Origin of the sequence: Alloscardovia sp. HMSC034E08, assembly GCF_001813415.1 — a bacterium.
Taxonomy (GTDB): Bacteria; Actinomycetota; Actinomycetes; order Actinomycetales; family Bifidobacteriaceae; genus Alloscardovia; species Alloscardovia omnicolens.
The window spans coordinates 1,479,164-1,504,698 of record NZ_KV812468.1 but is presented as its reverse complement, the minus strand read 5'-3'; the positions used below and the strand labels follow the sequence as shown (position 1 = coordinate 1,504,698).

17 protein-coding genes, 2 tRNA genes and 2 pseudogenes are annotated in these 25,535 nt (G+C 51.5%); 9 read left to right on the top strand and 12 right to left on the bottom strand.

Translation table 11 applies throughout. From position 1 onward, the window contains the following. Positions 1 to 7: 7 nt before the first annotated feature. The 3 genes from HMPREF2909_RS09570 to HMPREF2909_RS08090 all read left to right on the top strand — a co-directional run bounded on the left by HMPREF2909_RS09570 (position 8) and on the right by HMPREF2909_RS08090 (position 2,287). Complete coding sequence (locus HMPREF2909_RS09570; RefSeq protein ID WP_246815544.1) at positions 8 to 679, top strand: MFS transporter; 672 nt, start codon at positions 8 to 10, stop codon at positions 677 to 679. A gap of 54 nt (positions 680 to 733) precedes the next feature. Beyond that, the gene (locus HMPREF2909_RS09565) at positions 734 to 1,285 is read left to right on the top strand and encodes an MFS transporter (RefSeq protein ID WP_306722557.1); all 552 of its coding nucleotides are present in this window, start codon (positions 734 to 736) and stop codon (positions 1,283 to 1,285) included. Positions 1,286 to 1,417: 132 nt separating this feature from the next. Beyond that, on the top strand, positions 1,418 to 2,287 hold the full coding sequence (locus tag HMPREF2909_RS08090) for a hypothetical protein (protein WP_071415873.1): 870 nt from the start codon (positions 1,418 to 1,420) through the stop codon (positions 2,285 to 2,287). A 108-nt stretch (positions 2,288 to 2,395) separates the two neighbouring features. On the opposite strand, the gene HMPREF2909_RS08085 is transcribed toward HMPREF2909_RS08090, so the two are convergent. Then, positions 2,396 to 2,466 (bottom strand) — tRNA-Gly (locus HMPREF2909_RS08085). Positions 2,467 to 2,604: 138 nt separating this feature from the next. On the opposite strand from HMPREF2909_RS08085, the pseudogene HMPREF2909_RS08080 reads away from it, so the two are divergent. After that, positions 2,605 to 4,002, top strand: a pseudogene (locus HMPREF2909_RS08080) (MFS transporter). Here the strand turns inward: HMPREF2909_RS08080 and HMPREF2909_RS08075 are convergent. From HMPREF2909_RS08075 to HMPREF2909_RS08055, 5 genes are all read right to left on the bottom strand, one after another. Continuing rightward, positions 3,990 to 5,261 carry an Nramp family divalent metal transporter gene (locus HMPREF2909_RS08075; protein WP_071415872.1) on the bottom strand — a complete coding sequence of 424 codons (1,272 nt, stop codon included), beginning with the start codon at positions 5,259 to 5,261 and terminating at the stop codon, positions 3,990 to 3,992. The pseudogene HMPREF2909_RS08080 and the gene HMPREF2909_RS08075 overlap by 13 nt on opposite strands. Next, positions 5,262 to 7,157, bottom strand: a complete 1,896-nt coding sequence (locus HMPREF2909_RS08070; RefSeq protein WP_071415871.1) for a magnesium transporter — start codon at positions 7,155 to 7,157, stop codon at positions 5,262 to 5,264. Positions 7,158 to 7,353: 196 nt separating this feature from the next. After that, the gene (htpX, locus tag HMPREF2909_RS08065; RefSeq protein WP_021617266.1) at positions 7,354 to 8,268 is read right to left on the bottom strand and encodes a zinc metalloprotease HtpX; all 915 of its coding nucleotides are present in this window, start codon (positions 8,266 to 8,268) and stop codon (positions 7,354 to 7,356) included. A gap of 6 nt (positions 8,269 to 8,274) precedes the next feature. Next, the gene (locus HMPREF2909_RS08060) at positions 8,275 to 9,699 is read right to left on the bottom strand and encodes an FAD-dependent oxidoreductase (protein WP_071415870.1); all 1,425 of its coding nucleotides are present in this window, start codon (positions 9,697 to 9,699) and stop codon (positions 8,275 to 8,277) included. Positions 9,700 to 9,878: 179 nt separating this feature from the next. Next, positions 9,879 to 11,672, bottom strand: a complete 1,794-nt coding sequence (locus tag HMPREF2909_RS08055; protein ID WP_071415869.1) for a S1C family serine protease — start codon at positions 11,670 to 11,672, stop codon at positions 9,879 to 9,881. Between the two features lie 383 nt (positions 11,673 to 12,055). On the opposite strand from HMPREF2909_RS08055, the gene tgt reads away from it, so the two are divergent. The 4 genes from tgt (at position 12,056) to HMPREF2909_RS08940 (ending at position 14,454) form a co-directional block, all read left to right on the top strand. Then, positions 12,056 to 13,507 carry a tRNA guanosine(34) transglycosylase Tgt gene (gene tgt / locus HMPREF2909_RS08050; RefSeq protein WP_246815542.1) on the top strand — a complete coding sequence of 484 codons (1,452 nt, stop codon included), beginning with the start codon at positions 12,056 to 12,058 and terminating at the stop codon, positions 13,505 to 13,507. Between the two features lie 47 nt (positions 13,508 to 13,554). Next, positions 13,555 to 13,638: transfer RNA gene (locus HMPREF2909_RS08045), tRNA-Leu, on the top strand. A gap of 251 nt (positions 13,639 to 13,889) precedes the next feature. After that, positions 13,890 to 14,108: a hypothetical protein gene (locus HMPREF2909_RS09085; protein ID WP_210387899.1), complete on the top strand. Its 219-nt coding sequence runs from the start codon at positions 13,890 to 13,892 to the stop codon at positions 14,106 to 14,108. Beyond that, entirely contained in the window at positions 14,092 to 14,454 is a 363-nt protein-coding gene (locus HMPREF2909_RS08940) for an aldo/keto reductase (protein WP_084797322.1), read from the top strand. Before HMPREF2909_RS09085 ends, HMPREF2909_RS08940 begins: the two co-directional genes overlap by 17 nt. 93 nt (positions 14,455 to 14,547) lie before the next feature. Here the strand turns inward: HMPREF2909_RS08940 and HMPREF2909_RS09415 are convergent, their stop codons facing one another. The 3 genes and pseudogenes from HMPREF2909_RS09415 to HMPREF2909_RS09930 form a co-directional block, all read right to left on the bottom strand. After that, complete coding sequence (locus HMPREF2909_RS09415; RefSeq protein ID WP_210387898.1) at positions 14,548 to 15,387, bottom strand: thiamine pyrophosphate-dependent enzyme; 840 nt, start codon at positions 15,385 to 15,387, stop codon at positions 14,548 to 14,550. 30 nt (positions 15,388 to 15,417) lie between these two features. After that, complete coding sequence (locus HMPREF2909_RS09560; protein WP_246815541.1) at positions 15,418 to 15,693, bottom strand: hypothetical protein; 276 nt, start codon at positions 15,691 to 15,693, stop codon at positions 15,418 to 15,420. 380 nt (positions 15,694 to 16,073) lie between these two features. Next, positions 16,074 to 16,265, bottom strand: a pseudogene (locus HMPREF2909_RS09930) (thiamine pyrophosphate-binding protein); the annotation flags it as partial. 300 nt (positions 16,266 to 16,565) lie between these two features. Here HMPREF2909_RS09930 and HMPREF2909_RS08030 point away from each other — a divergent pair. Beyond that, positions 16,566 to 17,141: a TetR/AcrR family transcriptional regulator gene (locus HMPREF2909_RS08030; RefSeq protein ID WP_168165281.1), complete on the top strand. Its 576-nt coding sequence runs from the start codon at positions 16,566 to 16,568 to the stop codon at positions 17,139 to 17,141. Between the two features lie 164 nt (positions 17,142 to 17,305). On the opposite strand, the gene HMPREF2909_RS08025 is transcribed toward HMPREF2909_RS08030, so the two are convergent. From HMPREF2909_RS08025 to HMPREF2909_RS08015, 3 genes are all read right to left on the bottom strand, one after another. Continuing rightward, complete coding sequence (locus HMPREF2909_RS08025; protein WP_168165280.1) at positions 17,306 to 20,368, bottom strand: hypothetical protein; 3,063 nt, start codon at positions 20,366 to 20,368, stop codon at positions 17,306 to 17,308. A gap of 89 nt (positions 20,369 to 20,457) precedes the next feature. Further along, positions 20,458 to 22,782, bottom strand: a complete 2,325-nt coding sequence (locus HMPREF2909_RS08020) for a YhgE/Pip domain-containing protein (RefSeq protein WP_168165279.1) — start codon at positions 22,780 to 22,782, stop codon at positions 20,458 to 20,460. Further along, on the bottom strand, positions 22,769 to 25,414 hold the full coding sequence (locus HMPREF2909_RS08015; protein WP_071415865.1) for a YhgE/Pip domain-containing protein: 2,646 nt from the start codon (positions 25,412 to 25,414) through the stop codon (positions 22,769 to 22,771). Before HMPREF2909_RS08015 ends, HMPREF2909_RS08020 begins: the two co-directional genes overlap by 14 nt. Positions 25,415 to 25,535 lie beyond the last annotated feature (121 nt).

The window sequence follows — 25,535 nt, the reverse complement described above, 5'->3', positions numbered from 1 at the left end:
TGTTTTAATGAGTACTAGCATCACAAGTAATGCAGATACACTCGCCCCAGATACAGGTCGCCCACTTTCTAAAATCCACGGCCTCCGTTTTGCTCTCGCTTTTATTATTTTTAGCGTATTATGGATGTCTGCAGGAACCATTGGATCATCAGTTCTCCTGCCAGCACGTTTTAACACACTCACTCACCTCGGATCAGGCGAATCAATTCTCGCCAGCATGAACTCCATCGGCATTATCTTCGCTCTTATCTCCAATGTCGTCTTTGGAACTATATCCGACAACACCCGCAGCAAGTTCGGTAGGCGTACACCATGGATTCTTCTTGGCGGACCAATCGCTGCAGTCGCATTCTGGATGACAGGACACACAAACACCCTCGTGGAAATCGTGGCATGGTGGTCTGTACTCCAAATCGGATTAAACATTATGCTGGCACCTGCTGTTGCAATCTTATCTGATCGCATCCCGCTTTCCCAGCGCGGAACAATGTCTGCATTCACCGGAGCTGGTCAGATTGTCGGACAATCTTTGGGCACCATCATCGGCTCCGCTTTCCTTCAGAACGCTCAGGTTGGGTTTATTATTGGCGTTGTGCTCTGGGTTCTTTCCGGTATCATTACAGTCTTCATTCTGCCGCGTGAACTGCCAAGTGAGAACACCAATACAGCTTTGGATTGAAAGGCAGTTCTCGCTCAGTTCCGACCACCGACGAAAAATGCTGGTGATTTTTACCTGGCGCTTATCGGCCGCCTCTTACTCATCTTCGGTTACCAGATGATTATTGCTTATCAGCTCTATGTGTGCATGAAATACGTTAACTTGAGCACTGCCGAAGCTGGTGCTGTTGTGTCCACGATGGCAATTATTACTATGGTTATCTCGTTGGTTGTTTCTCTTGGAGCAGGTCCAATTTCCGATAAAATTGGCAAGCGTAAAGCTCCTATCTTCGCCGCTTCTGCTTTGATTGCTATTGGCTTCGCTATCCCATGGCTCTTCCCTACAACAACGAGCATGTACCTAATGTCCGGTATCGCCGGTCTTGGTTACGGAATTTACATGGCCGTTGACCAAGCTCTCAATGTTGACGTTCTTCCAAACCCAGATGAAGCAGGTAAAGATTTAGGCATTCTCAACCTTGCAAACACGCTCGGTCAAATTGTTGCACCTTTGGTCACCTCGGCAATCGTCCTCATCTCGGGCAACTACTTCCTTACTTTCCCAGTATCTATCGCCGCCGTAATGCTTGGTGCAGTCGTCATCTTGTTCATTAAGAAAGCGAAGTAGAACGAAACAGACTAAAAAAATATTCAGCGGGGAGTTAGCTCTTAGTAGCCAACTCCCCGCTGAGTTATTCACATTGGTTCACATGTTCGGTTCAGTTTGGTTTTCTGCGGCTGTTACAGGCAGTATCGAAGTATGAATACTTCAATACAACAGCCAGAAATTATCGTGCTTAAGGACAATGATTCTAAGAAATACAAGAAGCACTACGCAAAAATTATGCGCGGTGTGATAATGAATACCGAACGATTCACGAAGGATACTCCCCCCCCTTGGGAAATACGGAATGCTGTGAATCTCGCTAGAATTCATGCTCTTCAAGGCATCTACCAACCCATGTTGCACATCCTCTGCTTCACACATGAGTCATCTATGCTTCTAAATGGCATTTCGCCTTGGAATAGAATTCCTGCGGTCTATGCTTTAACAAGCCAAAAACGAAATCCTCGTCAATTGCCACAAGTTACAATCGCTAAAAGAACTGTTGAAGCAACAAAATCCTATTCCCTCACAAATCATTCAATACGATTATCTTTTGTGATGCAATATTGGAGTACCCTGCGAATCCCCAGACATTACCGCATTGCGTATGGCATTGTCACGCCCATCAATGGATGCAATATTGGAGAAGCTGCTCTTTTACCAATAATCCAAGCTGTTTTTCCAGAACAGTACGAGTGTCAATATTATATCCGCGCTAATCGTCATGACTATTATGCTGATTTTGCAATACCAAACATCAAACTCCTCATCGAGTTTGATGGAGCGAACAAGATGGGATCCAATCGAGAAGAATTCTACAAGCAGAGGCGGCAACAACTTGAAAGACAACACTTCCTCGAAAATGCCGAGTACTCGTTTATGCGCGTTGCATGGGAAGATTTACAAAAACCTCGAGACCTCTACCTATTAATGATTCATCATGCTCTCAAACTGAATCCACAATTTGATTTTCTCACCTCTCCAATGAGAACGCTACTCGAAAGCGAGGGAATCTTGTACTGAGATACGCTTATCCAAGAAGGTCTGAATTCCGCGGGATAAGTATCGTTGCAACGAGGTTTATCCCACATCCAGTAGTACACCCAACGCATTGGCACAAACGGTCATCAGAGCGAATGACGGGAGTCGAACCCGCCTCTAGAGCTTGGGAAGCTCTCGTTCTACCGATGAACTACATTCGCAATAGTGCTTCTTAAAGTGCACACGAAGCACGAGAGATAGTGTATCACCGCCCCACCCGAAACTCCACCCGAAAAACAGTTACACAACGCACAGAACGCCACGCGCGCACGCCAAACGCAACAACTTAGATAGAATAAATCTCACAAGGCAAAGGAGCTATCATAAAGAACGAAAACACCACAACCAAATCCCTCGCCACCTCGCGCATCCTGTGGCTGTTCGCCATCGGTCAGCTAGGCTGGTCTATTTTGTCGGGAATTATTAGCAACTGGCTGGTCTATTTTTATCAGCCAAGCCAAGACTTGCAAAACCAAGGGATGCCCATCTTCATTACACAGGGCGCAATCGTTCTAGGGCTCACAACTATCGGCGCTATTACGGCCAGCGGTCGCCTTATCGACGCGTTTCTTGACCCGTGGATTGGCGGAAAATCAGACGCCTCGAAGAATCCGCGAGGCCGGCGCATACCGTTTATGCAGTGGGCTGCCATCCCGTTTGGCGTGGTCACCACAGCCATCTTTATTATGCCGATAAACCACGAATCAGCGATTAACAATGCTACGCTGTTCACCCTCGTTCTGATCTTCTACTTCTGCATGACCTGCTACTGCACGCCGTATAACGCGCTCATCCCGGAGCTGGGCAGCACGAAAGAACTGCGCATTAACGTCTCCACCTCGATTTCCACCACCTTCTTTATCGGTACGGCCGTAGCCTATCTCGTACCGAACATCGCGGGCGCCCTGCCGCAAGCGTGGGGCTTCGTTACGAATTTCCGCATAACCGTCGCAATCCTGAGCACAGTAGCTATCGTCTGCATGCTGATGCCGACCTTTACCATCGACGAGAAAACCTACGCAACGATGGAGCCGTCCACGATTGGCGTGTGAGAGAGCCTGAGCAAGACGTTTAAGAACCGTCAGTTCCAGATTTTTATCGCTTCGGATGTGCTCTATTGGATTGGCCTGACGATTTTCCAAACCGGTATGCCGTTCTACATCACCGAACTTATGGGATTCGATGCTTCAATGACCTTCTTCCTGTTCGCCGGCATGACGGTCATCTCACTGCTCTTCTACCCCGCCGTGAACATCTCCGCCAAGCGAATCGGCAAGAAACCACTTGTTTTCAGCGCTTTCATGATTTTCGTGCTCGGCTTCGTTCTCACTTCGCAAGCCGGTCAGTTCGGCATTCCGTCGATCGTGTGGGCGGTGGTTATGGTCATTTTGGCGGCCGTACCGATGGCCATTTTGGGCATTTTGCCGCAGGCTGTGCTCGCCGACGTCGCGCAGGCCGATTCGATTGAGTCCAGCGAAAAGCGCGAGGGCATGTTCTATGCCGCGCGCACCTTTAGCATGAAGCTTGGTCAGTCCGTCGCCATGATTGTGTTTACCTCGGTTGCGCTCATCGGTTCTGCAGGTATGGGTTACCGCTTGACCGCGCTGATTGCGGCCGGCTTGTGCTTAGCAGGCGGCTTGATTTTCGCCACGTACGCAGAAAAGCGCGTACTTGAGCAGATTGGTCACACTGACTGAAGCACAAACATAACGACCGTGAGTACCACTACCGCGGCAATCGTAAACCACGTAAGCCATGTCCACAATTTTGAATTGATATGAGAGCCCATCAGGCGCTTATCTGATGCAATCGAAACGAGGAAGATGAGCAAAACGGGCAGAAGAATGCCGTTAATCACCTGCGCTGCCATCATAATGCCAAAAAGGTTTACGTCCGGAATAATCACGATAACTGCAGGGAAAACAATAACTGCAGTAATAATGCCGCGGTAAGCAGGCGCCTCACCCCAACTGCGATCGGCTCCTCTCTCCCAGCCAAACGCCTCACAAATCGCGCTCGACGTCGTGCCTGGCAAGACGCAGGCCGCCAAAAACGATGCGCCCACGAGCCCAGCACCAAACAGAATCTGCGCGTAGTCACCGACTAAAGGAGCCAAAGCCATAGCAGCATCAGCAGCCTCGTTAACTTTAATATGCGCGTGCGCTAGTACCGCACCCGTGGTGAGAATAATAAACCAGCTGATGGCAGAAGCGATAACTGCACCGGAAATCGTGTCTACGCGCTGATAAAACAGGTCGGAGGAATGCAAGTTCTTCTCGACAACGTTGGACTGCGCAAGGAAAATCATCCACGGTGCAATCGTGGTACCTACATTCGCCACAAGCAGGCTCATATAAGCAGACGAGGGTTCGAAAACGGGCACAGCTGTATAGAACGCGGCCTGCGACCAATTCGGATGCACCATAAAGCCAGCCACCACATAAGTGAGGAAGATGCAGCTAATAGCCAGCAGAATCTTCTCGATACGGCGGTAGGAGCCGCTCATGGTGAGCAGCCAAATAACCAGGGCCGCCACAGGAACCGACAAATAAGCTGGAATACCGAACAGACCCAAACCAGAGGCGATACCTGCGAATTCAGACAGCGTAACCGTGGTATTCGAAATAAGCAAAGCCAGCATGGCCAGCACGGACTTGCGCACGCCAAACTGTTCGCGAATAAGCGAGGCGAAGCCTTTACCGGTAACGCAGCCGACGCGGGCGGCGGTTTCTTGCGCCACAATCAGCAGGAAGCACATAATGGGCACGGTCCACAACTGCTTAAAACCAAACTGAGCGCCGGCTGTGGAATAGGTAGCCACGCCACCAGCGTCCGCACCTGCGAGCGCGGCAACCATGCCTGGACCTACGGCGAGGAGCAGTTTGCGCCAGGTGAAGTCTTCTGGTAACCACGATTTGCGGCTGACATCGACCGCGCGATTCTTCTGTACGCTCACTTACATCACCCCCAGCTGGAGGCTCAAGGCCACGCTAAACACCACCATGAATACTGCTGCGCACACGCCCGTAGCCGTGTTGGACATTGCCCAACCATTACTGTCTTTATTATGAGCGTCACGACTTCGCAATCGCGCTAAATAGGCTGGCATACTGGCCAGCGAGACCACAATGGAGACTCCTGCAGCGCACATGCTGGCCAGCAAAGCCTCGCGCAGATGCTCCAAAGAACCAGCACCACCGCGCGCCATGAGCCATCCACCCAATTCACCGCACATGGCGTAGAACAGCACGAAAGCTGCGGCGAAAGCGACGCCCAAGGCAATCATCTTTAAGCTAAAGCCGACAGTGGAAGGAGCGTCCTCATCGTCAGCATCGTATTCCAAATAGATGCTGGTGGTGTACGAGAGCGCATCGTCAGTAATAATTAAGGCGGCTGGAACGCTCAGGCTAGCGAGCAAGCCGGCAATCACAGCAGACGCAACACCACCCGACACACGCGCAAACATCTCACACGCCGCCACAGTACACACGGCAGCCACCAAGGCGAACATAACTACCCATGTATTGCGGCGCAACATCCACATGAAGGCGCTGCGACCTTTATCGTGTTCGGTATCTGCCTGCGAAGCACCAGCAATTTGCAAGTCCTCGGCGTGCTCTTCTTCCAACACATCTAATGCGTCATCGACGGTTACAATGCCAAGCAGTTCTTTCTTTTCGTTTACTACTGGTATGGCGAGCAGATTGTACTTGGCAATGTTCAAAGCCACGTCTTCCTGATCATCATCAGGATGAGCCACAATCAAATCGCGTGTAGCTAAATCGCCCAACTTCACCTGCTCATCGCTAATAACCAGCAAGTCGAGCGACACTACGCCCCACAACTCGCCTTGCGCATCGTTGAGGTAGATGTAGCGCACGGCTTCGAAGTCTTCGTCCAAGGTACGCAAATGCGCAATCGTTTCGGCAACCGTCGTATTCATTGGCAACACCACCACTTCGCTGGTCATAATACGACCGGCTGTTTCGTCGCGGTAACCGAGCAGTTGCCTAATAGCGTGCTGTTCCTTCACGCCCATTAAACGCAGCAGTTTCTCTGCTTTATCGTAATCAAGTTCACTCACGAGCTCGGCCGCATCGTCCGGATCCATGGCGCTCAGCAGTCGAGAAGCGTCCATCTCCGCCATACCGCCCATCAGCTCGACCGCCATATGGTCATCATCAAACTCGGCCATCGCATCCGCGCGTTGTTCATCGTCTAACTGCGCAAAAACCTGACCGCGCAAACGCGGGTCGAGGCGTTCAATAATGTCGGCAATATCTGCCGGATGCATGTCGTCGAGCGTCTTATGCGTTACGCTCAACTGAACGTCCGAGAGGTTGCGGTCAACCAAATTCATGTAGCTCCAGGCAATCAAACGCTCTGGAAGTGGCTTGCCGAAAGCCGAGCTTGCTTTCACAGCAATCGTCTCGCACAGCGGGGCGAAAGTGCGCAACAGTCCGCGCGCGCCCACGTCCGCACCGAGCAAGCGCAGTTGCGAGCTGGACGTATCTGACAGCTTAAGATCGTTTACGCGCACGACGCGCATGCCTTGTGTATCAACGATTTGCTTGTTCAAAATATCGCGGGCGATCAAAACCTCGTCCGATTGCAAATAACTAAAACGAATATCCGTGGCGCTCACTTTGAGATGCACAACGTACTCATCGTACGATTCAACGTATTTGCGCCAGCTAATCATAAATGGCGTCTTGCCTGGTCCCATAAATGCCAAGGATGTGACGCGTGGGAAAACTTCTTTTGTGGCGATTCCCAGATCCGATACGGTTCCGATCTTTTCACCGTTCACATCGAGAACTGGGTTTCCCACAAGTTGAGACAAATAAATCATAGTGCTCCTGCCACCTTCCGGTTGCCGCCCTCCGGTGCACAGGCGCTGGAGGGTCTTATCGAATTAACCTACACGGTCGAGGTTTCATACAAACCCTTCTCTTGAGATTGTTTGTTGAGAGATAATCGCTAAACATTCATACAGTAGGAGCGTGCACAGACATGTGTACACGCTCGTAAAACATTACTCCTACCGATTAGCTCTGCTGATAGTTCGGCGCTACCTGCTGCACGTTCTGATCGAGGTCGATCGCCATCTGCTCCAAACGAGCGATGCGCTGAGCGGTCGGCGGATGCGTCGAAAAGAGGCGGTTAATATCCTGAATCCTAAACGGGCTGGAAATCATCGACGCGGACACGTTCTGTGTACCTGCGGTCTGACGCATCGGCACCTGCTGAACAGAGCTTTCGATCTTAGCCAGCGCGGAAGCGAGCGCGAGCGGATCGCCGCTGAGCGCCGAACCGTCTTCGTCCGCATCGTATTCGCGGGTGCGCGAAATCGCCATCTGAATAAGCGAGGCGCCGATCGGAGCCAAAATCAAGGTGAGTAAGCCTCCCAGAGCAGAACCGGCATTGTCGCGGTCGTCGCGCGAGGAGCCGCCAAAGTAGCGCAGCGAGTAGGCCAGATATGTAATCACCATCGACATGGCCGAGGCAATCGAGGAGGTGAGGATGTCGCGGTTGTACACGTGCATGAGCTCGTGCGAAAGCACGCCGCGAATTTCGCGCTCGTCCAGCAAATTCAAAATACCCTGCGTGCAGCACACCGCGGCATGACGCTCATTGCGTCCGGTTGCGAAAGCGTTAGGCGACATAGTCGGAGCCACATAAATGCGCGGCATCGGCTTATTCGCGCGGCCGGCCAGTTCGCGCACAATCGCGTACAGCGCCGGCTGCTCCTGCTCGCTCACCTGCACCGCCTGCATGGAGGCGAGCGCGAGCTTGTCGGAAAACCAGTAGCTACCGAAGGTCATGGCCACGGCCAGCAGCACGTACATGCCAAGCGTGCCGCGCGATCCGCCGGTAAAGTACCAAACCAGAAAAATCAGCGCCCACATAAGCGAGAACAAAACGAGCGTTTTAAAGCCGTTCGCATGACCACGGATTCGCATTTTTACCTACTTTTCGCCGCGAGCCAGCGCACGCAGCTCGTTCTCGTCAATTACTTTAATATGTTCGCGCTCAACCTCGGCGCCGCGAGCGCGCTCGTACGCGTCCACACGCTGCCAGGCCGCGTAATCCAAAGGCTGCACGCCGCGCTCGGCCAGCAGATCCGCAATATCTGATTGTGGCTGAGCTGCTACGCGTCCCTTTGATTCGCTTGCTGACCAGTCGGTCAGGAGATTTTCTACGGTTTCGAGAGCATCTGACTTTGTGGAGCCAATCAGTCCCACAGGTCCGCGCTTGGCCCAACCCGTGGCGTACACGAAGTCGAGGCCGTTAATGCGGCCACCTTCGTTGTCGAGAGTGTAAGCGCGCTCATCGTATGGAATACCACTCACCTGGGCAGGCTTGTATCCAATAGCGTGATACACCGCCTCCACAGCTACATCACTGAATTCACCGCTACCGTTCATCGCGCCCTCAGGAGTGGTTGTTGTTTTCTCCACGCGCACACCCGCTACAGAACCGTTATCGTTGATGAGCACCTCTACTGGGTTGGTGTTGAAGTACAGGTAGAAGCGACGGCGTGCTGGGTTGCCTTCGAAATCAACGTGTTCAGTCATCATCTTCAGGCTCATCTCGCGCACGGCAATCAGCTCATCGACCATCTGACGCGTTAACTTGTCTTCGCTGGCTGCCGCCATATGCGCTTCGGTCAAGGTTTCTGGAGCGAAATCGCTATCGGAAGTAACGATTTCTACGCCTGGCAGGGCTTCGAGCTCGCGCAGTTCCTGTACGGAAAACTTGGCGTGCGTTACGTCGCGGCGCACGAACACGTGCACGTCCTCAGCCTTGTTCGCGTCCAAACCGTCGTACACGTTCTGCGGAATGTCGGTGTGTAGCAGGTCGTCCGGATAGCGCACGAGCAAGCGCGAAATATCCATCGCCACATTGCCGCCACCGAGAACCGCCACGTGAGAAGCAGACAAGTCCCAATCCGGCGAAGCGGTTGGATAGCCGTCGTACCACTCAACGAAACGGGCTGCGCCGAAAACGCCGCGCGCGTCTGCGCCCTGAATGGTCAGCGGGCGGTCATCTACCGCGCCGGTTGCGAAAATAACAGCATCGTAGCGAGCGCGAAGGTCGTCGAGATTAATATCGCGACCAAACTCAACGTCTGCCATCAAGCGAATCTGCGGATTGTTCAGCGTCTTTTCGAGCGCGCCAATAATGTACTTAATTGCCGGATGATCCGGAGCAACGCCGTAACGCACCAAACCAAACGGAACCGGAAGCTTTTCGAACAAATCGATGTGCGCGGTGGCGTCGGCGCCCAAGCCGAGCTCGTCGCGCTTAGCTGCCAACTGACGCAGCAAAATATCGGACACGTACACACCTGCTGGGCCAGCACCCACAACTGCTACTTTAAAATCTCGCATAGTTTTGAATAATCCTCGATGTTCTATGGCCTGTCTTCTGTATCCTGTGTTCCCAGAAAAACCTCTAGACACAAGGATATAGGAAAACGCGAGCGAAAGAAACGGCACAAAATACGGAAGTGGGGTAAACACCGTTGTAACGCTGCTTACCCTACTACTTTTACTGTTTCCCAAGCCCTTTACTGACCGTCTCCGAAGAATTGTTCGAATGGGTTCGTGAAGTTATCGTCATCGCCGCCATTGTTCTGGTTCTGGTTGTTGCGGTTCTGATTGTTCTGCTGGTTCTGGCTGTTTCCGTTCGAGGAGTTGCTCGAAGTCGTGGAAGTTTCTTCCTTGTTCATAGTCGCAGTCAGATCCAAGGTCTTGCCATCGCGAATAACGGTGAGCATAACCTTCTCGCCGAGCTGGGTAGCACGCACGTAACCGAGCAAAGCGGAGTTCGAAACAACCGTGTGCTTGTCGTACGCAACGATGGTATCGCCCTTCTGAATGCCGGCGGCCTCAGCAGCAGATCCCTGAACGACGCTCTGTACCTGTGAACCGGAGCGGGTAACGCCGTCCGCGGTAGCTGTTGCAGACTTCACCGTTACGCCCAGCGATACGTGGGTTGCCTTACCGTCCTTAATAATGGCGTTGGAAACCCACTTGGCGAGGTTCGCTGGGATAGCGAAACCGATACCAATGGAGCCGGAGGAACCTTCGGACGAGCTGGAGCTGCCCGCGGTTGCAATCGAGGAGTTGATGCCCACAAGCTTGCCCTCCGCATTAAAGGTTGGGCCGCCCGAGTTACCGGAGTTGATGGACGCGTCAATCTGAATAGCGTTCGTAACCACAACGTTGCCACTGTTATCTTCGCTGGAAACCGAAACCGGGCGATCTACTGCTGAAACGATACCGGTGGTTGCCGTGTTTTCGTAGCCGAGCGGGCTACCAATAGCCATTACGGATTCACCCACAGCCAGCTTGTTGGAATCGGCGAGGCTTACAGGAGTCAGGTCGCTTGGCGCGTTTTCGAGCTGAATAACCGCCAAATCGGTGGTTGGATCGGTGCCCACAACCTTTGCCTTGTACATGTTGCCGTTCGCAAGCGTTACTTGCAGGTCGCTCGCGCCGGAGACCACGTGATTATTCGTAATAATATGACCGTCCTTATCGAGGATAGCGCCAGAACCGATGACCGTTCCGTTCTGCACCGTTCCCTGGATAGAGACCACGGACGACGCTACTTTCTTAGCCACCGCTGTCCAGTTAACGTTTGACGCGCTCGAGCTGGCCGTACCTGTGCCGCCCGTAGAGCTTTCGATAGAGCTGAGCGTTGACTGCGCAGGGATAGAGATGATGCCCGTACGGATTCCCGCGAAACCGAGACCAGCCACGAGCAGCGCGGCTACTGCAGCCGCACCCGCTGCTGCCCAGATAGTGGTGGCGCGGTTCTTCTTTATAAGCGTTGACACGGTTTCCGCGTTCACTGCTACGCCCGATGCCGTGACGCTTGCCTGCGTTCCGTATGCGTTCGCTGGGTCCGCGAAAGCGTTGCGATTCTTGACCTGAGCCGCGTTCATAGCAGCAGCTGATGTGTCTGGAGCTGTGTAGGATGGTCCGCCTGGAGCTGCCGAGCCTTGCTGGGCTGGGGTTGGCTGGGTTGGGGTTTGTGGTTGGGCCGTATACGCTGCCTGAGTCTGTGCAGATTGAATTGGCTGGGTTGGCTGCGTTCCGTAAGCCGCTGCGGTGTACTGTGGAACGCCCTGCTGAGCATACTGATTCTGAGTGTACTGGTTCTGCACTGGATAAGTCGGCACAGCTGGCGTCGTTGGCGTCGTTGGAACGGATGGCATCGGCGTTGTGCTATATGTCGCGTTATATGGATTCTGTGTATTCTGTGTATTACCCTGCGCAGGAGTCGTTGGATAAGACTGAATTAATCCTGTGTATTCCTCTTCACCCTCTGGTTGTTGCATATTTTCGTTTGTCATTAATTCTCCTTCAGCAACTAAAACGTCACGTAGGCGTTCTTCATTTCCTGAGTACTAGAAAAACCCACTAATCTGAGAATAACCTGAAAACTAGCTATAAACTATCAAATTCTTTTATCCATACATTATGTGAACACCTCGGTTTTGATGTTTGGTGCTGTTGTGAATCATGTCGGGTACGAATGCGTCATGTCCCGCAGATGCGTGAACCGGGAATGACATGGACCAATCACGATGCACGCGCGGTTTTCGACTAAAAACCGCTGATTTTAGCGCGTGAAACGGTACTGGCTATAGCCAATCACTTTTCACGTACACTTCACGGTCACTTCAAGAGACCCCCCAGCTAGCGCTCGTGCCAGCCATGCAATACAGTAGAACGCATGACAGATGTAGAAAAAGAGCTCAACGCGACCCCACAAGCGGAAGCCACCCCACTAGCGGAAGACCCAACCCCAGACCCAACGCCGCGCAAAAAGCGTAAGCGTAAGCGTAAGAAAAAGAAGAGCATCCCGCACTTCAATTACGTCCAGGTTCAAACATCAGCACCAGAGGGCACAATCTTCCCAAAGCCTAAGTTCGCTACGAAGGGCGCAGCTCCAGGGCAGCCGGGCGATCGCAGTGCCTTCAGTTTTGAGATTCACACACGCTTGGATGGCAAGCACGGCCGCACGGGTACTATTCACACCTCTCATGGTGATATTCAAACGCCATGCTTCGTGCCGGTGGCAACGCAGGCGACGATGAAGGCGGTCACACGCGAACAGATGGAGGCTAATGGTGCGCAAGTTATGCTCGCCAATGCGTTCCATCTGTACGAGCGCCCGGGCGAGGCAGTCATGGACGCGGCGGGCGGTCTTAACGAGTTTATGAACTGGGATAAGCCAACGTTCACCGATTCGGGCGGCTTCCAGGTTATGAGTTTGGGCGCCGGTTTTAAGAAGACGCTCGCCATGGATATTGAGGGCATGAAGAGCGACGATGTTATTGCTGAAGGCAAGGAGCGCTTGGCCTTCGTCGATGAGGATGGCGTCAGCTTTAAGTCCCCGCTTAACGGTGGCATGCATCGCTTTTCGGCGGAGATTTCCATGCGCGTTCAGCATAATATTGGCGCCGATATTATGTTCGCTTTCGACGAACTAACCACACTCATGAATACGCGACGTTACCAGGAGGAGTCAGTTGAGCGCACCTTCCGTTGGGCGAAGCGCTGCATGGCTGAGCATCAGCGTTTAACGCAGGAGCGACTGGGCAAGCCGTATCAGGCGCTGTTTGGCGTGGTTCAGGGCGCGAACTACGAGGATTTGCGTCGCAAGGCCGCTTCTCAGATTGGCTCGCTCGATTTTGATGGTTTCGGTATTGGCGGCGCTATCGAAAAGCGCATTTTGGGCGAGACCTGCGCTTGGATTTGCGATGAGCTGCCAGAGAATAAACCTCGTCACGTGCTCGGCATTGCCGCAGTGGACGATATTTTTGCCGGCGTCGAAAACGGTGGCGACACTTTTGATTGCGTAGCTCCAGCTCGTACCGCGCGTAACGGTGCTGTGTTTACGAAGGACGGCCGCTGGAACATTAAGCGCGCCGCTTTTAAGTTCGATTTCTCGCCGATTGAGGACGGCTGCGACTGCTACACGTGCCGCAACTATACGCGCGCGTATGTGAATCATCTGTTGCGCGCGGGAGAGATGACCGGCGCGACGCTCACCACGATTCACAACGAACGCTTCTTTATTCGTTTGCTCGACGATATTCGCGCGTCTATTGATGGCGGATATTTTGCTGATTTTAAAGATCAGTATTTAGCTCGTTTCTACGCGAACGGCTCGCGAGGTTAACGAAAGTTTGCACAACAGGAGCAACTTATGCTACTGTTGTGTTGTTTGCGCACGTGGCGGAATGGTAGACGCGCTGGCTTCAGGTGCCAGTGACCGCTAAGGTCGTGGGGGTTCAACTCCCCCCGTGCGCACGGATAAATCTTCTCCCTAGCCTAGAGATACAGGCATCGAGGAGATTTCTTTTTTATTGCGTTAGAACAATACGCACCATGGCCGCATATTGGCATTTCAAAATCCGGAAACATTAGAAGAGTAAACTCATATAGTGAGAAGGAGATGAATTTTGAGCAAGTATAAGTTTTCACATTGAGGTCAAAGCACTGTAGATGTCCATACATATCCAAATGGCGATAAATTATTAACCATTAAGCGAATAGGTTTGTTGAATTTCTTACTTTTCGGCACGCATAAAGAAACAAAGGTGCTCACCAACACCATCGATGCCGTCAAGTTCACACCATCGCATCACAAGCCTTGCTCTATGAAGTTTACGGTTAACGGCAAGAAAAATCATGACTCCGCTCTCTACTTCTACGGTTCTCAGGAGCAGTCCGATACCCTCGCACTGTATGACGAGCTGAGCCATCTCATCCAAAAGTAAGTCAAGTACGAAGCAATCAATCACCCTCAATAACGGCGTCGAACTGCCACTGCTCGGTTTCGGTACCTTCCAACCGACTGCGAGCCAAGGTCTCGGCACTAGCGACGAAGCGGCGAAAGATGCGGTCTTTACTGCGCTTAAAGCGGATTATCGTCTTATCGATACGGCCGCGTTCTATCAGACAGAAGCCGCGGTGGGCTGCGCTCTCCGCCGAGCTGAAGCCGAGCTGGATATCGACCGCGCAGATATTTTCGTTACGTCCAAGCTGTGGGTAAGCGATACGAGCTACGACGAGATGGAGGCTGTGCGCACTTTGAATACAGCTACCAGTCAGTTCTTTGATTGATCCGATCCGGCGATATTTCGCCGATTAGCGCATTTGCCGTACGAGGACTAAAAGAAAGGGCTTCCCCAGGGAAGCCCTTTCGTGTTTTATTGCTTAGTCAGCAACCACACCTTCTTGGTCGAAGTAGTAGGTAATTGGCTTAAGCTCTTCACCGTCGTAGGATGCGAAGAATTCTTCTACGCTACCTGGGTGAGTCAGCTTGCCGTTTGCGTTGTAACCAGGGTTAATGGTTTCTACAAACTTACCGTTTTCTACGTGCAGTTCAAGCTCTTCTACAGGCATACCGCGCTTATCGGTAATCTTGGCGTCAATCAAGAACGGACGTCCTGCCTTCGTAACCTCTACTGCCTTATCGAAAGCAGCTGGCAAATCGTCGGACTTGGTTACTGTTACTGCTTCTACGCCCATACCGCGCGCAATCATTGCGAAGTCCTGATCTTCAATAAAGATGCCTGAGTGTTCTGGGATTGGCAGATCGTCCTGCTCGGACTTAATGAAGTTCAAGGATGCGTTCGAGGTAATAATGTTAATAACAGGCAGGTTATACTTCTTCTGCGTAATAATATCCTGCATAACCATCGAGAATGCGCCATCGCCAGAAATGTTAAAGATCTGACGCTCTGGGAAGCTCAACGCTCCAGCCAAGGAACCTGGCACGCCATAACCCATCAAAGCGAACAGAGCGGAAATAGTCCACTTGTTCTTTGGAGTTAAGTGCAGGTAGCGGAAGGAGTTAATAATGTTATCGCCAACATCGATGGAGAAGAGAGCATCTTCTTCTGCGATGCGGTTGATTTCATTGTATACTGCCTCAAACTCGAGCGGATCGGATGGACGGTTGGTCATCTTGGTCATGTATTCTTGCCAGTTCTTGTTAGCAGCCACAACTGCGCGGAAGAATGGCGAGGATTCAGCTGGTTCAGACAGCTCCAAAGCCTTCTCAACGAAAGCAGTAGCGTCGGATCATACGCCATAATCCAAGAAGTGGTGCGAACCGAACTGACCAGAATCAGCGTCGATCTGAACAAACTTAAACTTATGCGTGCGGTATACGAGGTTGGCGAATGGGAAGTTCGAGCCCAAAGCAATCACCAAATCTGCAGCCGCAAACGCCTCATCGGCAGCCTTGCATGCAGCGCGGTTAGCGTAACCGAGGTTGCCCTCATACTCTTCTGGGACCAAGCCCTTAGCCAAACCGGTAAGAACCAGAGGAATCTGCAGCTTCTTGGACAGCTCCACGAGTTTCTCGCCATCTGCACCAATGCCGCGGCCCACGTGAATAACTGGGCATTTGCCGCCTTAATAAGGCCGAGAACGTTCTTTACTTCCTCGTCGGTTGGCAATGGAAGTGGAGCTGGCTTGCGGTCGGTTGGCGAGGAGCTCGAATATGGCTCATCTGGGATCTGAACATAACCGAAGTTGTTTGGAATAACAACAACAGCTACACCCTTGTGCTTGTAGGCCTCGCGCGCAGCCTTATCGACGACGTATGGAAGGCTTTCGGCGGTCATAACGGTACGGTTGTACACTGCAACATCTTCGAACATTGGGTTCTCAGCGAACTCTTGGAAGTAGTTGTAGTTCATGTTGGTGGTTGGCACCTGACCAATCAGCGCTACTACTGGCGCATGGTCTTCGCGCGCATCGTACAAACCGGTGAGCAAGTTCGTGGCGCCTGGACCTGCAGAGCCGAAGCACACCTGAACGCGGCCGGTCAGCTTTGCATCTGCAGACGCAGCCAAAGCACCCACCTGCTCGTGACGCACCTGAATGTACTGAATACGATCTTTTTCGGCGTCCAATGCCGCCATTGTCGAGTTAAAAGAGCCGCCTGGGTAGCCGTAATATGCTTAACACCCCATGACTGCAAAACGCGAAGCATTGCTACGCTTGCTGGAACGGTTGCTTGTGTTTCTGGAGATGAAACTGCGTTGTTCATTATGTCTCACTTTCGAACTTCATGTTCATACGGATCGTCAGCTTTGTCGATCTCTTACCTCATACGGTAGCACCGCTCGCGAAGTTAGTTCAAGCGCCAAACTATTGATATACATCACATGTGCTGTAGCGCACAGGGCTTGCTTGTGTGTGCGCTTGATACACTTGAGTTTATGGCTGAACCAAAGACTGCACCGCTTACCGAGCGAGGCCTCGCAACGCGCAAAAAGTTTACTCTCGCTTTGGCCGATTTACTGTGTTCCTACTCTGTTTCGGAGATTACTGTTAAAGAGATTGTTGTGCGCGCGCATAGTACGCGGCAAACTTTTTACCGCTACTTCACCTCGAAAGAGGACGTGTTGCACGCTTTGCTTGCTGGTTTATATGATGAATGCTATGACCGCGTGTTAAACAGCGGTGGCACAACTTTCGAAGAGTATTTGGTTGCGTATTTTAGTTTTTGGCATGAACGCTACGGTCGGTTGCGCGCTATTATGCAGCACAATCCGCACTGGCTTTTTAACGAAGTGGCCTATACCTACAATCGCCGCTTTTACCCGAAGGTTAAGGGATTATGGGCCACCGAGCTGCTAGACGAGCAGGGCGAGCAGTATTTCCAGAACTTTATTTTTGGCGGTTTAGCGCACGTGCACGCCACATGGTTCGCGCAAGGCTGCACGCAAAGCCCGGAAGACATGGCGCATTATGTGGCGCAGTGTTGGACGATTTATAAGCATCCGGAGGATTAAGCATTTGCCGATTAGGAACAATTCACCTCGTACTACAGAAAATCAACGAAAAGTTTGGCTTGAACTTGTAGTACGAGGTGAATTGTTTATTCTACTGATCTACGCACACAAGGAAGGCCCGATATCTCGAAAAGATACCGGGCCTTTTATGAAGAATGTGGATTCTACTTCTTCATACGACGCATTGCCACCAGGGATACACCTGCTGCGATAGCGAAGCCAGCTACCACAACAATGCCCACAATTGCAGCACCTGTACGAGCCAACTTAGTCGAAGGCTTCTGATCATTTGGCTTCGTCGGCTTTACAGGCTTAGTTGGAACCTTTGGATCCTCTGGCTTAAGTTCCGGTGTCGGGTCAGCCTTGTACTTCACAGTGAAGTTAATGCCCTGAGGAGCCACAGCATCCGCCTCATCAACCTGCTGAATGCCATTCCACTGGAATGCAAATGGAATAGTTTGGCTGCCGAGTGTCGCCTCAGAAGAGAACTCACCAGCAACAGTGCCTTCGATGGTGTAGTTTGTGTTTGGCTTGGAATCTGCGGTGAAGGCTACATCGTGAACAGTAATCATAAGATCACCGTTGTCGTTGCCTGCTCCGTTCACCAGCTTCTTCAAATCACCATAGGTCTTAATATCCTCTGGTTTCGCGATACCGAAATGAACGGTTAGAACATTGCCATCGAAAGAGCTCTTCTCCTTGTTTACTACAAATCCGTTAGCAACTAAGTCGAGCTTCTCAATATCGGTGTTGGTAAAGGTCATACCTTCTGGCAAAGTGAGCTTTGCATCAAAACCGAACTTGGTATTCTTAAGCACAATGCTATCGAAGGTACCTGCAGAAACGCCCTTCCAGTTTTCAATGGACTTCATCTTGGCAATAACAGCGTCCTGAATGTGAAGAACACCCGCTACGTCCAGAGTGGACTTGGCCGAGTCTGCAACATAGACCTGCTCGTGCTCAGTATCCAAATCTTTACCGGTCTGTGCGCCACGCAAATCGGCTGGCATATCGATACCTGGCTGAACAGTGAAGTTAATGCCCGAGAAGAAGTAACGGTCTTCTTCGCCTTGCTTCTGCTTACCATTCCACTGGAAGGTGAATGGGTAAGTAGTAGTACCAAAGGTTGCATAAGAGCTGAAGTTACCGGAAGCGGTTCCCTCAATGGTAAACCATGGCAAGTCTGCCTTCTTCGCTTTTTCAGCGTCGAAACCAACGCGAGGAATTGTAATGGTTAAATCAGCATCGAGTTTGTCGATAACCTTCTTCAGATCAGCATAGGTCTTAATAGCTGCAGGATCCTTCAGAACAAAATCAACTACAGCTTCATTGGAAGTAAACGAAACCTCATAATCAAAGTCTGGAGCACCCTCAAGCTTCAGGTCATCCTTATTGGTTGTCGTAAATTTCATACCTTCTGGCAACTTCAATGTAGCTTGGAAACCGAAGCGTACGGCATCGAGCTTAATCTTCTCAAAATCAGATTCGTTCTTGCCGTACTTGTTTTCGATCTCCTTCATCTGAGCCTTTACAGATTCACCCACATGAAGAACACCCTGAACATCAACCGTATCGTTCACGGAAGGAACACGGTAAATATCTTGTGCCGTTGTATCCCAAGCTTTCTGCTTGCCGTCAGCAACAGAGAGGCGACCGCGTACGTCCGCAGGAAGATCGCTCTCGATTGGCTTCGCATAGTTTACTGTAAGCAGTAAACCCGCTTCATTAGCAGCAGTGTACTCGAAGTTAAAGGCACGAGTCGTGTTATCTTTAGTAGCTTCAGAGCTGAAGCCGCCAGTAGCTTCTCCAGTAATGGAATAGTTGGTAGCTGGATAAGCCGTGTCACTAAAAGTAATATTGTTTACGGTTACCGACAAATCCTTGTCGAGCTTATCGATAGCTTCCTTGAGCTTAGCGAAAGTTGTAATATCCTCCACCTTCTTGAAGCCCATAACAACGGTTGCTACCTTGCCCTCAACCTCTGCACTCTTTACCTCGAAATCTTGAGCACCTGTAAGAGCTACATCGATTGGCGCACGGGTTTGTGCGTCAGCAAATTCAAGACCTTCAGGCAAAGTCAGCTTTGCTACAAACTGGAACTTCGTCTTGCTTAAGGAGATATCGGCGAAATCACTTGGCTTCTCGTCGTACTTCTTAATAAGCTCAGCCATCTGACCTTTAACAAGGTCGTTCACATGCAATGTGCCGGTTACAGAGAAAACAGACTCTTTGCTCGCTGCAGTGAAAACGCCCGCGTTGGAGATTTTATTATTTCCGTCGGCAGAACCCGATAAATCAGCACTAATCGTGCCCTTAATAGTTCCTTCAGGAATAGCATCGGTAGGATTAGTGACCTTCTTCTTGAAGGTATACGTCTTGGTATTACCATCTTCAGATACGACTTCTTTTATGAACTCATAGCCGTCGATGGTTCCAGCAGCCTGGAAATCGTCGCTTACAACTGGATCTTTAATCTGTTCACCATTATCCGTAACCCACTTTGTGGTCTTCTTCACTGGATCTGGGAAGCATGCAGACATGCCTGCGGCAAGTGGCTGAGAAGCATTATCGGAGACATATTTATAGTTGCCGAGGAAGCCCCACAAACGAACAGAACCCCAGAACTCAAAAGATCCCGAACCTGCAATAGTAGCTGCTTCAAACTGTTGGGCTTGCTGCTTTGAATTTGCTGTAACTGTGTACGGAATAGTGATGTTCACTGTATGGGCACTAGGATTTTGCTTATCATTGTTGTAGGCTTTATAGATCCCGTTCCAATTCTGATCGATGAGATACATCTTGAGCTTTACTTCTTGACTACCTGTCGTAGAATCTCTCTCGACTTTGCTTATGATTGTCGAATTATTCGTATAGCTCATTGTTCCTACAGCAACATTCTCGGGGAAAGTCACAGAATATTCGATATACGCGATAGTGTTTGGAGCATCTTTGCTATGCGGATAGTAACCAGATGTTGCGGCCGTTTCCATATCCGACTCAAAACTCGACATCACTGTACTCAACGGCACATTAATATTCACCGTACCGTTGTAGGTAGCACTTTGTGTGTCAGTTGCGCAGACTGCGGTACCAGAAGTTTTTACATACTGCGCAATAGGCAAAGTGCTAGCTGCTTGTGCGCTCGCCATTGGGAACGCGGTTATAAGGCCCGAAAAAATCATGGCCACAGCCACAACCATGCTTATGAGCCGCCCTTGTCTCTTCATTTTTCCTCTTTTCAAAATTTTTAAGCGAAAACGAGCGCTCAGAGATACCTCCATTCTACCCTTAAATTCGAGGAAAAAGTAACAAAATCCTACTCTCCGTACACGCCCGTCTTCGCCAACTGCTCCATGAGCATATCCGACTTTACGAGCGGACGCGCAACAATCAAACCAATCAATAAAGCAGGAATCATAAAGAGCATAAACTGACCGAGCGCCACCCAATACTCATTGCCATACGCACCGGCAATCGCAGCGTGCATAGCCTTCATACCGTAGCGGAACGGAAGCAGCGGATACACCCACTGGAAGAAGGCAGGCATCAGCTCAACCGGGAAGGTGCCACCCGAACCAGCAATCTGCATAACCATAATAATCACAGCAATCGCCTTACCCACCGCGCCCAGCGCCAAAGTGAGCGCGTACATAAGCGTCGAGAAGAGCAGGCTCGCGCACCAAGCGGCCAGGAAAAGCAGCAGCGGATTATCGCACTGAATTTTCAGGTACCATAAATCGCCCATCACCAGCAGCGTGGACTGCAGCAGCGAGAACACGAGGAAAGTAAGATAGCGTCCCCAATATTCACTGCCCAAACCGAGACCAAACAAGCTGGCGTTACCCGCGGTATGCGGCCGCGAGTTTTTCGGCAGATGCTCATACAGTTCGTCCGTGCTCGCTAAGCCGAGAACACGCGCTTTGCGACGGTCAGACACAGAAATCTTCATCATGGAGACGAGGAAAACGCTGCCCACCCAAATCGCCAAAATCGTGTAGAACGCGGACATAGAGGTGCCGTAATTAGCCACTGCAAACACTGCATGACGCTTGAGCTTCACCGGCGAAGAAAGCATAGCAGCGAACTGTGTGGCGGTTAAATCGTTGCCGGCAATGTCGGAGAGTTTCTCATTCGTCTCATCTACACCGTTCTGCACAGAGGTTGCAATTGCGCGCAGCGAGCTGGCCGAGGAGGTGAGCGCATCGCGAGTTTTCGAGAGCGCATCGCTCACCGTTTTTACCGTCGCTCGCGCTTGCGTACCTTCAGAGCGCAGCGAGCTGAGCACACTTCGCACCGAGCTCGACGCGGTTTGCGCACGCTGGGACACCGTGTTCATATCCGAAATAAGCGCGGATAGCTGCGGCTTCACGTTCGCGTTAAATGAGTTTTTTGCGTCAGTCAGCGTTTTCTTTACCGCGCGAACCTGCTCGGCCAACTGCTTTTTCTGCTGCTCAACCGTCTCCTTCGCCTTCGCCGCGTTCGTGCCCGCCGCACTCACCTGCAAGCCGATCGCGGTCACATCGCTGGACGCTTGCTTGAGTTGCGCGATGAGCGCGTCGATATTGCTGATGGTTATCGGATCGCTCACCTGCGCCTTCACCTGCTCGAGAGCGCTACTAATTTGACTGTACGAGTCGGCAGATGATTGGATAGCACTGCCCACCGCCGTTAAGCGCGTGCTGAGCGTATCCACGTTGGCGCTAATCGGCGAGCTGAGCGCATCGAGCTGTGAGAGAACCGCATCGAGGCTCGTGCCTGCGCTGTCGAGCGCGCTCGACAGCGAATCTCCTGCCGAGGATGCCGCGTCGCTGAGATTTTTCACCTTCTTTACCGCGTTATTGAGTTCCGCACGCGCATCTGCAGAACCGCTCGAACCGGCAGAAATAATGGTCTGCGAGGAGTTGACTAAATCCGCGCTGGCTTGGATAAGAGCTGCGTAACTGCCCATCTGCACGGCTGCCGCGTCCATATCGCCCGCCACGGTATTGAGGCGCTTCACGACCGTATCCATATACTCTTGGCCTTGCGCACTGCTGGAGAAATCGCTCACATGATGCGCCACGTCCAGCGCTATCGAGGCAATAGTTTGCGCGAAAGTTTCCGAGATTTGCGTAACGACTGTATCGGCTGCTTTTTCGGTGATTTTTGGCGCAATAGCATTCGATTTTTCGTTAATATAATATTCAATTTTCGCGGTAGAACTATTCGCCTCGAAAAAAGTGAGCATGTGCGCACTAAAATCTTCGGGAATAACGATAGCCGCATAATACGAACCAGAATGAACACCATCGATAGCTTTTTTCTTGGATACGAACTGCCAATCAAGCTTCGTATTCTTGCGTAGCGAGGACTCAACATTATTACCCATATTCACAGGTACAGAAATAAGATCCGAACTGTAACCCTTATCGGTGTTAGCTACTGCCACCCTGAGTTTGCTGGTGTTACCGTACGGATCCCAACTAGCGGCAATATTAAACCAGGCATACATGGACGGCACGATCACGAGACCCATAGCTACCACAATGCCAATAACACTGCGGAAGAGGTTGCGCTGGTCTTCGATAAAAATCTTAAACACATTCACAATCGGATGCTGACGGCGAATGGCCGGTTTCTTTTTGTTATTATTGCTCATCATCGCCCTCCTCATCACTCTCATCGCGGATCCAGCGGCGCGCTACTCGTGCCACAACTTGCGTGCGTAGCGCGGATTCAGACAGTTCACTCATACCCAGCTCGCGCTCGTAAACTTCGCGAATATATTCGAGCGAAATCAGGTAGAAATCCAGCACCACAACAGACAGCAGCCACAGCATAAGGAAGACAATCTTAGCCTCAACAGTAAAAAGCAAGACGAGCAGGAGCAGCGGAACGGCAAAAATCGCCACCAAACCATAGCTCACCAAACGCGGATAGAGCGCTCCAAAACGAGCCGCTTTCCTTCGCAGAGAGCGCGCGAACTCATCGTGACGCATGAGCATCTGCACCACAGAACCCAAGCGGAAGCGTGCACCATCGTCTCGCGTTTCTTCGCTGAGCAGTAGATCGGTTTCCGCCAGGCGACGGTCGAATAGCGCGTTCAAATTAAGCAAATACGGGCGAATAGCAAGTGCCAACACGAAAGCGCCGAGCAGATAGAGCGAGAGCATTCCGAGGTTTTTCGCGTATTCCATGCCGTAATAGCCGGCAACCGTCTCGCGCATGGCATTAATACTGTAGGTGAACGGCAGCCACGGCTCGAGCGCTTGGAAGAACGGCGGCATAATCTCAATCGGGTAGGTGCCAGAGGAACCGGGCACCTGCATAACCACCAAAATAACCGCCAGAGCCTTACCAATATGACGCAATGTTGCCGCCAGCGCCATAATCACGGTTACGTAGACCACGGAAGCGAACATTCCTGCGCATACGAAAGCAACAGGATGTTCCATCTGAATACCGATAATGAGATCTCCCACCGTGGCCACAAAACCTTGAGCCGCGCCTAAGAGCGCAAACAGGAGCCAGCGCCCCATAAAGGCCTCACTATTGCGCACACGAGTGTGCACAGCCGCGGCAAAACTCGATTTAGCCTGCTTATGCCTGCGTGCGCGGCGAGCTGCTTTAAGACTCGAGGCATCCACCTCGATTTTCATAACAGCAATAAGCACAAAACCGCCCACCCACAGTGCAATATTCGTAAAGAATGGTGCGATTGCTGAGCCATAATTGTGCACTGGGTACACTCTTTTTTGCTCAAGTTCCACCGGCTTTTGCATAAAACTACCGATAGCATTCGCGTCGAGGTTGGTATCGCGTAACCTTTGGGCCAGGACACTCGAGTCGAGGGCGGCAAAGTCTGTGCGCACGGTGTTAATATGCGTGCACACTTGCTCAATTGAGTTCTCACTAGCCTGAATTGTTGAGGACGTTTGTTGTAAAAGCGAGCGCAATTGTGCAATCACATTGTTCGACTGATCAAGCGAGGAACTCACCTGTCCCAAAGAAGCGGAAGTGACCGAAGCCAGAGAACCTACCGCATCAATACTGCCAGTTAACGAAGTGCCTAAGCTGCCGTTTAAGCTAGCGGACAGCGATTGGAAGGAGCTGGCCGAACTCAGTGCACTCGACGAGAGCGTAGACGACAAATTCGACACCGAATCTTGAGCCGAGCTTAAAGATTCCTGCGCTTTTTGGCTAAAGTTATTTACCGCATCGTGCTGCTGTTTGTTGAGCGTTTGTAAGTCGCTCAGCATCGACTCGAGCTGCTTGTACGCATCCGAGTTCTTGTCGAGCGTCGAATTATCGAGCACGCTGCTCAACGCCGCGACAGCCGCATCGTTCTTGGCGAGCAACGTGTTCAGACGCGCGTTAACCGTAGCCACATCCGCATTCGCTGTAGAGAGCGAGGAGCTTATGGTCGTTCCCGCTTGCCCCACTTGCACACCCAGCAAAGACAACGATGCCGAGCTGGACGCTAGGTTTCCGGCCGCGTTATTCGAAAAATCAGAGGCTGCCGTAGAGCTTGCTGACGCGGTTCGCGCGGCCTGATCAGCGGCTTTTCGCGCCGAATCAACCGCGGCTTTCGCATCGTTTACCGCCTGCTGCACGCTGTGCGTCTTATCCACTGTCTCATCGAGCGCGGTGCGAGCGCGCTCTAAGCCGTCTTTCGTCTCGCTCAGCGTCGTCATAAGGTCGTCGAGCTTGGAAATAGTCTTCGCATGCGCGCCCTCAATCAAGCTTTTGACTTTATCGGTTGAGATGTTCAGCTGATCAGACACAGCTGTGCTCGCAGTACCAATAAACGCGGCGTTGAGCAGGTTATCGAGAGCCGTTGCGCCCGAATCCGTAATTTTTGGCGCGATCGGATTGAGTTTTTCGTTCACGTAATAGTTCAGCTCAGGCCTGCTACCACCAGAAGTAATCATGCGCACAAGGGAGTGCGAAAAGTTCTTATCGATAACAACCGCGGCATAATAACGACCTGATTCAACACCCTCGACCGCCTCTTTCTTGGTGTGAACGAAGGTCCAGCCGAGCTGATCGTTCTCTTTGAGCTGCGAAACGACCTGCTCGCCCACATTCACCTCGCCCGTCAGCTGCGAGCTAGCACCCGCGTCGAGGTTGGCGACGGCTACAGAAATGTGTTGCGTATTCGCGTACGGATCCCAGTTAGAAATAATGTTGAGCCATGCGTAGGCAGACGGAAGAATTGTGATGCCAATGGTAATAATAATGGCCACAGGATTCGTGAAGATCTTCTTAAGATCATGCCATAGTATTGCCCACACGTGCGTCCTCTCTCACCATTTCCAACGTTTCTGCGCGTTCTACGCCATACTACTCGTAGCAGAGCAAAGCGTTTGTTTGTTTTCTCGCGGCTAAATGCCCTGCTCGCCTTATAAAACAAGG

Bases quoted from the DNA above. Each gene is read 5' to 3' on its own strand.
- HMPREF2909_RS08090 (WP_071415873.1), top strand. From the start codon at position 1,418: ATGAATACTTCAATACAACAGCCAGAAATTATCGTGCTTAAGGACAAT.
- HMPREF2909_RS08025 (WP_168165280.1), bottom strand. From the start codon at position 20,368: ATGAAGAGACAAGGGCGGCTCATAAGCATGGTTGTGGCTGTGGCCATG.
- HMPREF2909_RS08020 (WP_168165279.1), bottom strand. From the start codon at position 22,782: ATGATGAGCAATAATAACAAAAAGAAACCGGCCATTCGCCGTCAGCAT.
- htpX (WP_021617266.1), bottom strand. From the start codon at position 8,268: ATGCGAATCCGTGGTCATGCGAACGGCTTTAAAACGCTCGTTTTGTTC.
- HMPREF2909_RS08030 (WP_168165281.1), top strand. From the start codon at position 16,566: ATGGCTGAACCAAAGACTGCACCGCTTACCGAGCGAGGCCTCGCAACG.
- HMPREF2909_RS08070 (WP_071415871.1), bottom strand. From the start codon at position 7,157: ATGATTTATTTGTCTCAACTTGTGGGAAACCCAGTTCTCGATGTGAAC.
- HMPREF2909_RS08055 (WP_071415869.1), bottom strand. From the start codon at position 11,672: ATGACAAACGAAAATATGCAACAACCAGAGGGTGAAGAGGAATACACA.
- HMPREF2909_RS08060 (WP_071415870.1), bottom strand. From the start codon at position 9,699: ATGCGAGATTTTAAAGTAGCAGTTGTGGGTGCTGGCCCAGCAGGTGTG.
- tgt (WP_246815542.1), top strand. From the start codon at position 12,056: ATGACAGATGTAGAAAAAGAGCTCAACGCGACCCCACAAGCGGAAGCC.
- HMPREF2909_RS09570 (WP_246815544.1), top strand. From the start codon at position 8: ATGAGTACTAGCATCACAAGTAATGCAGATACACTCGCCCCAGATACA.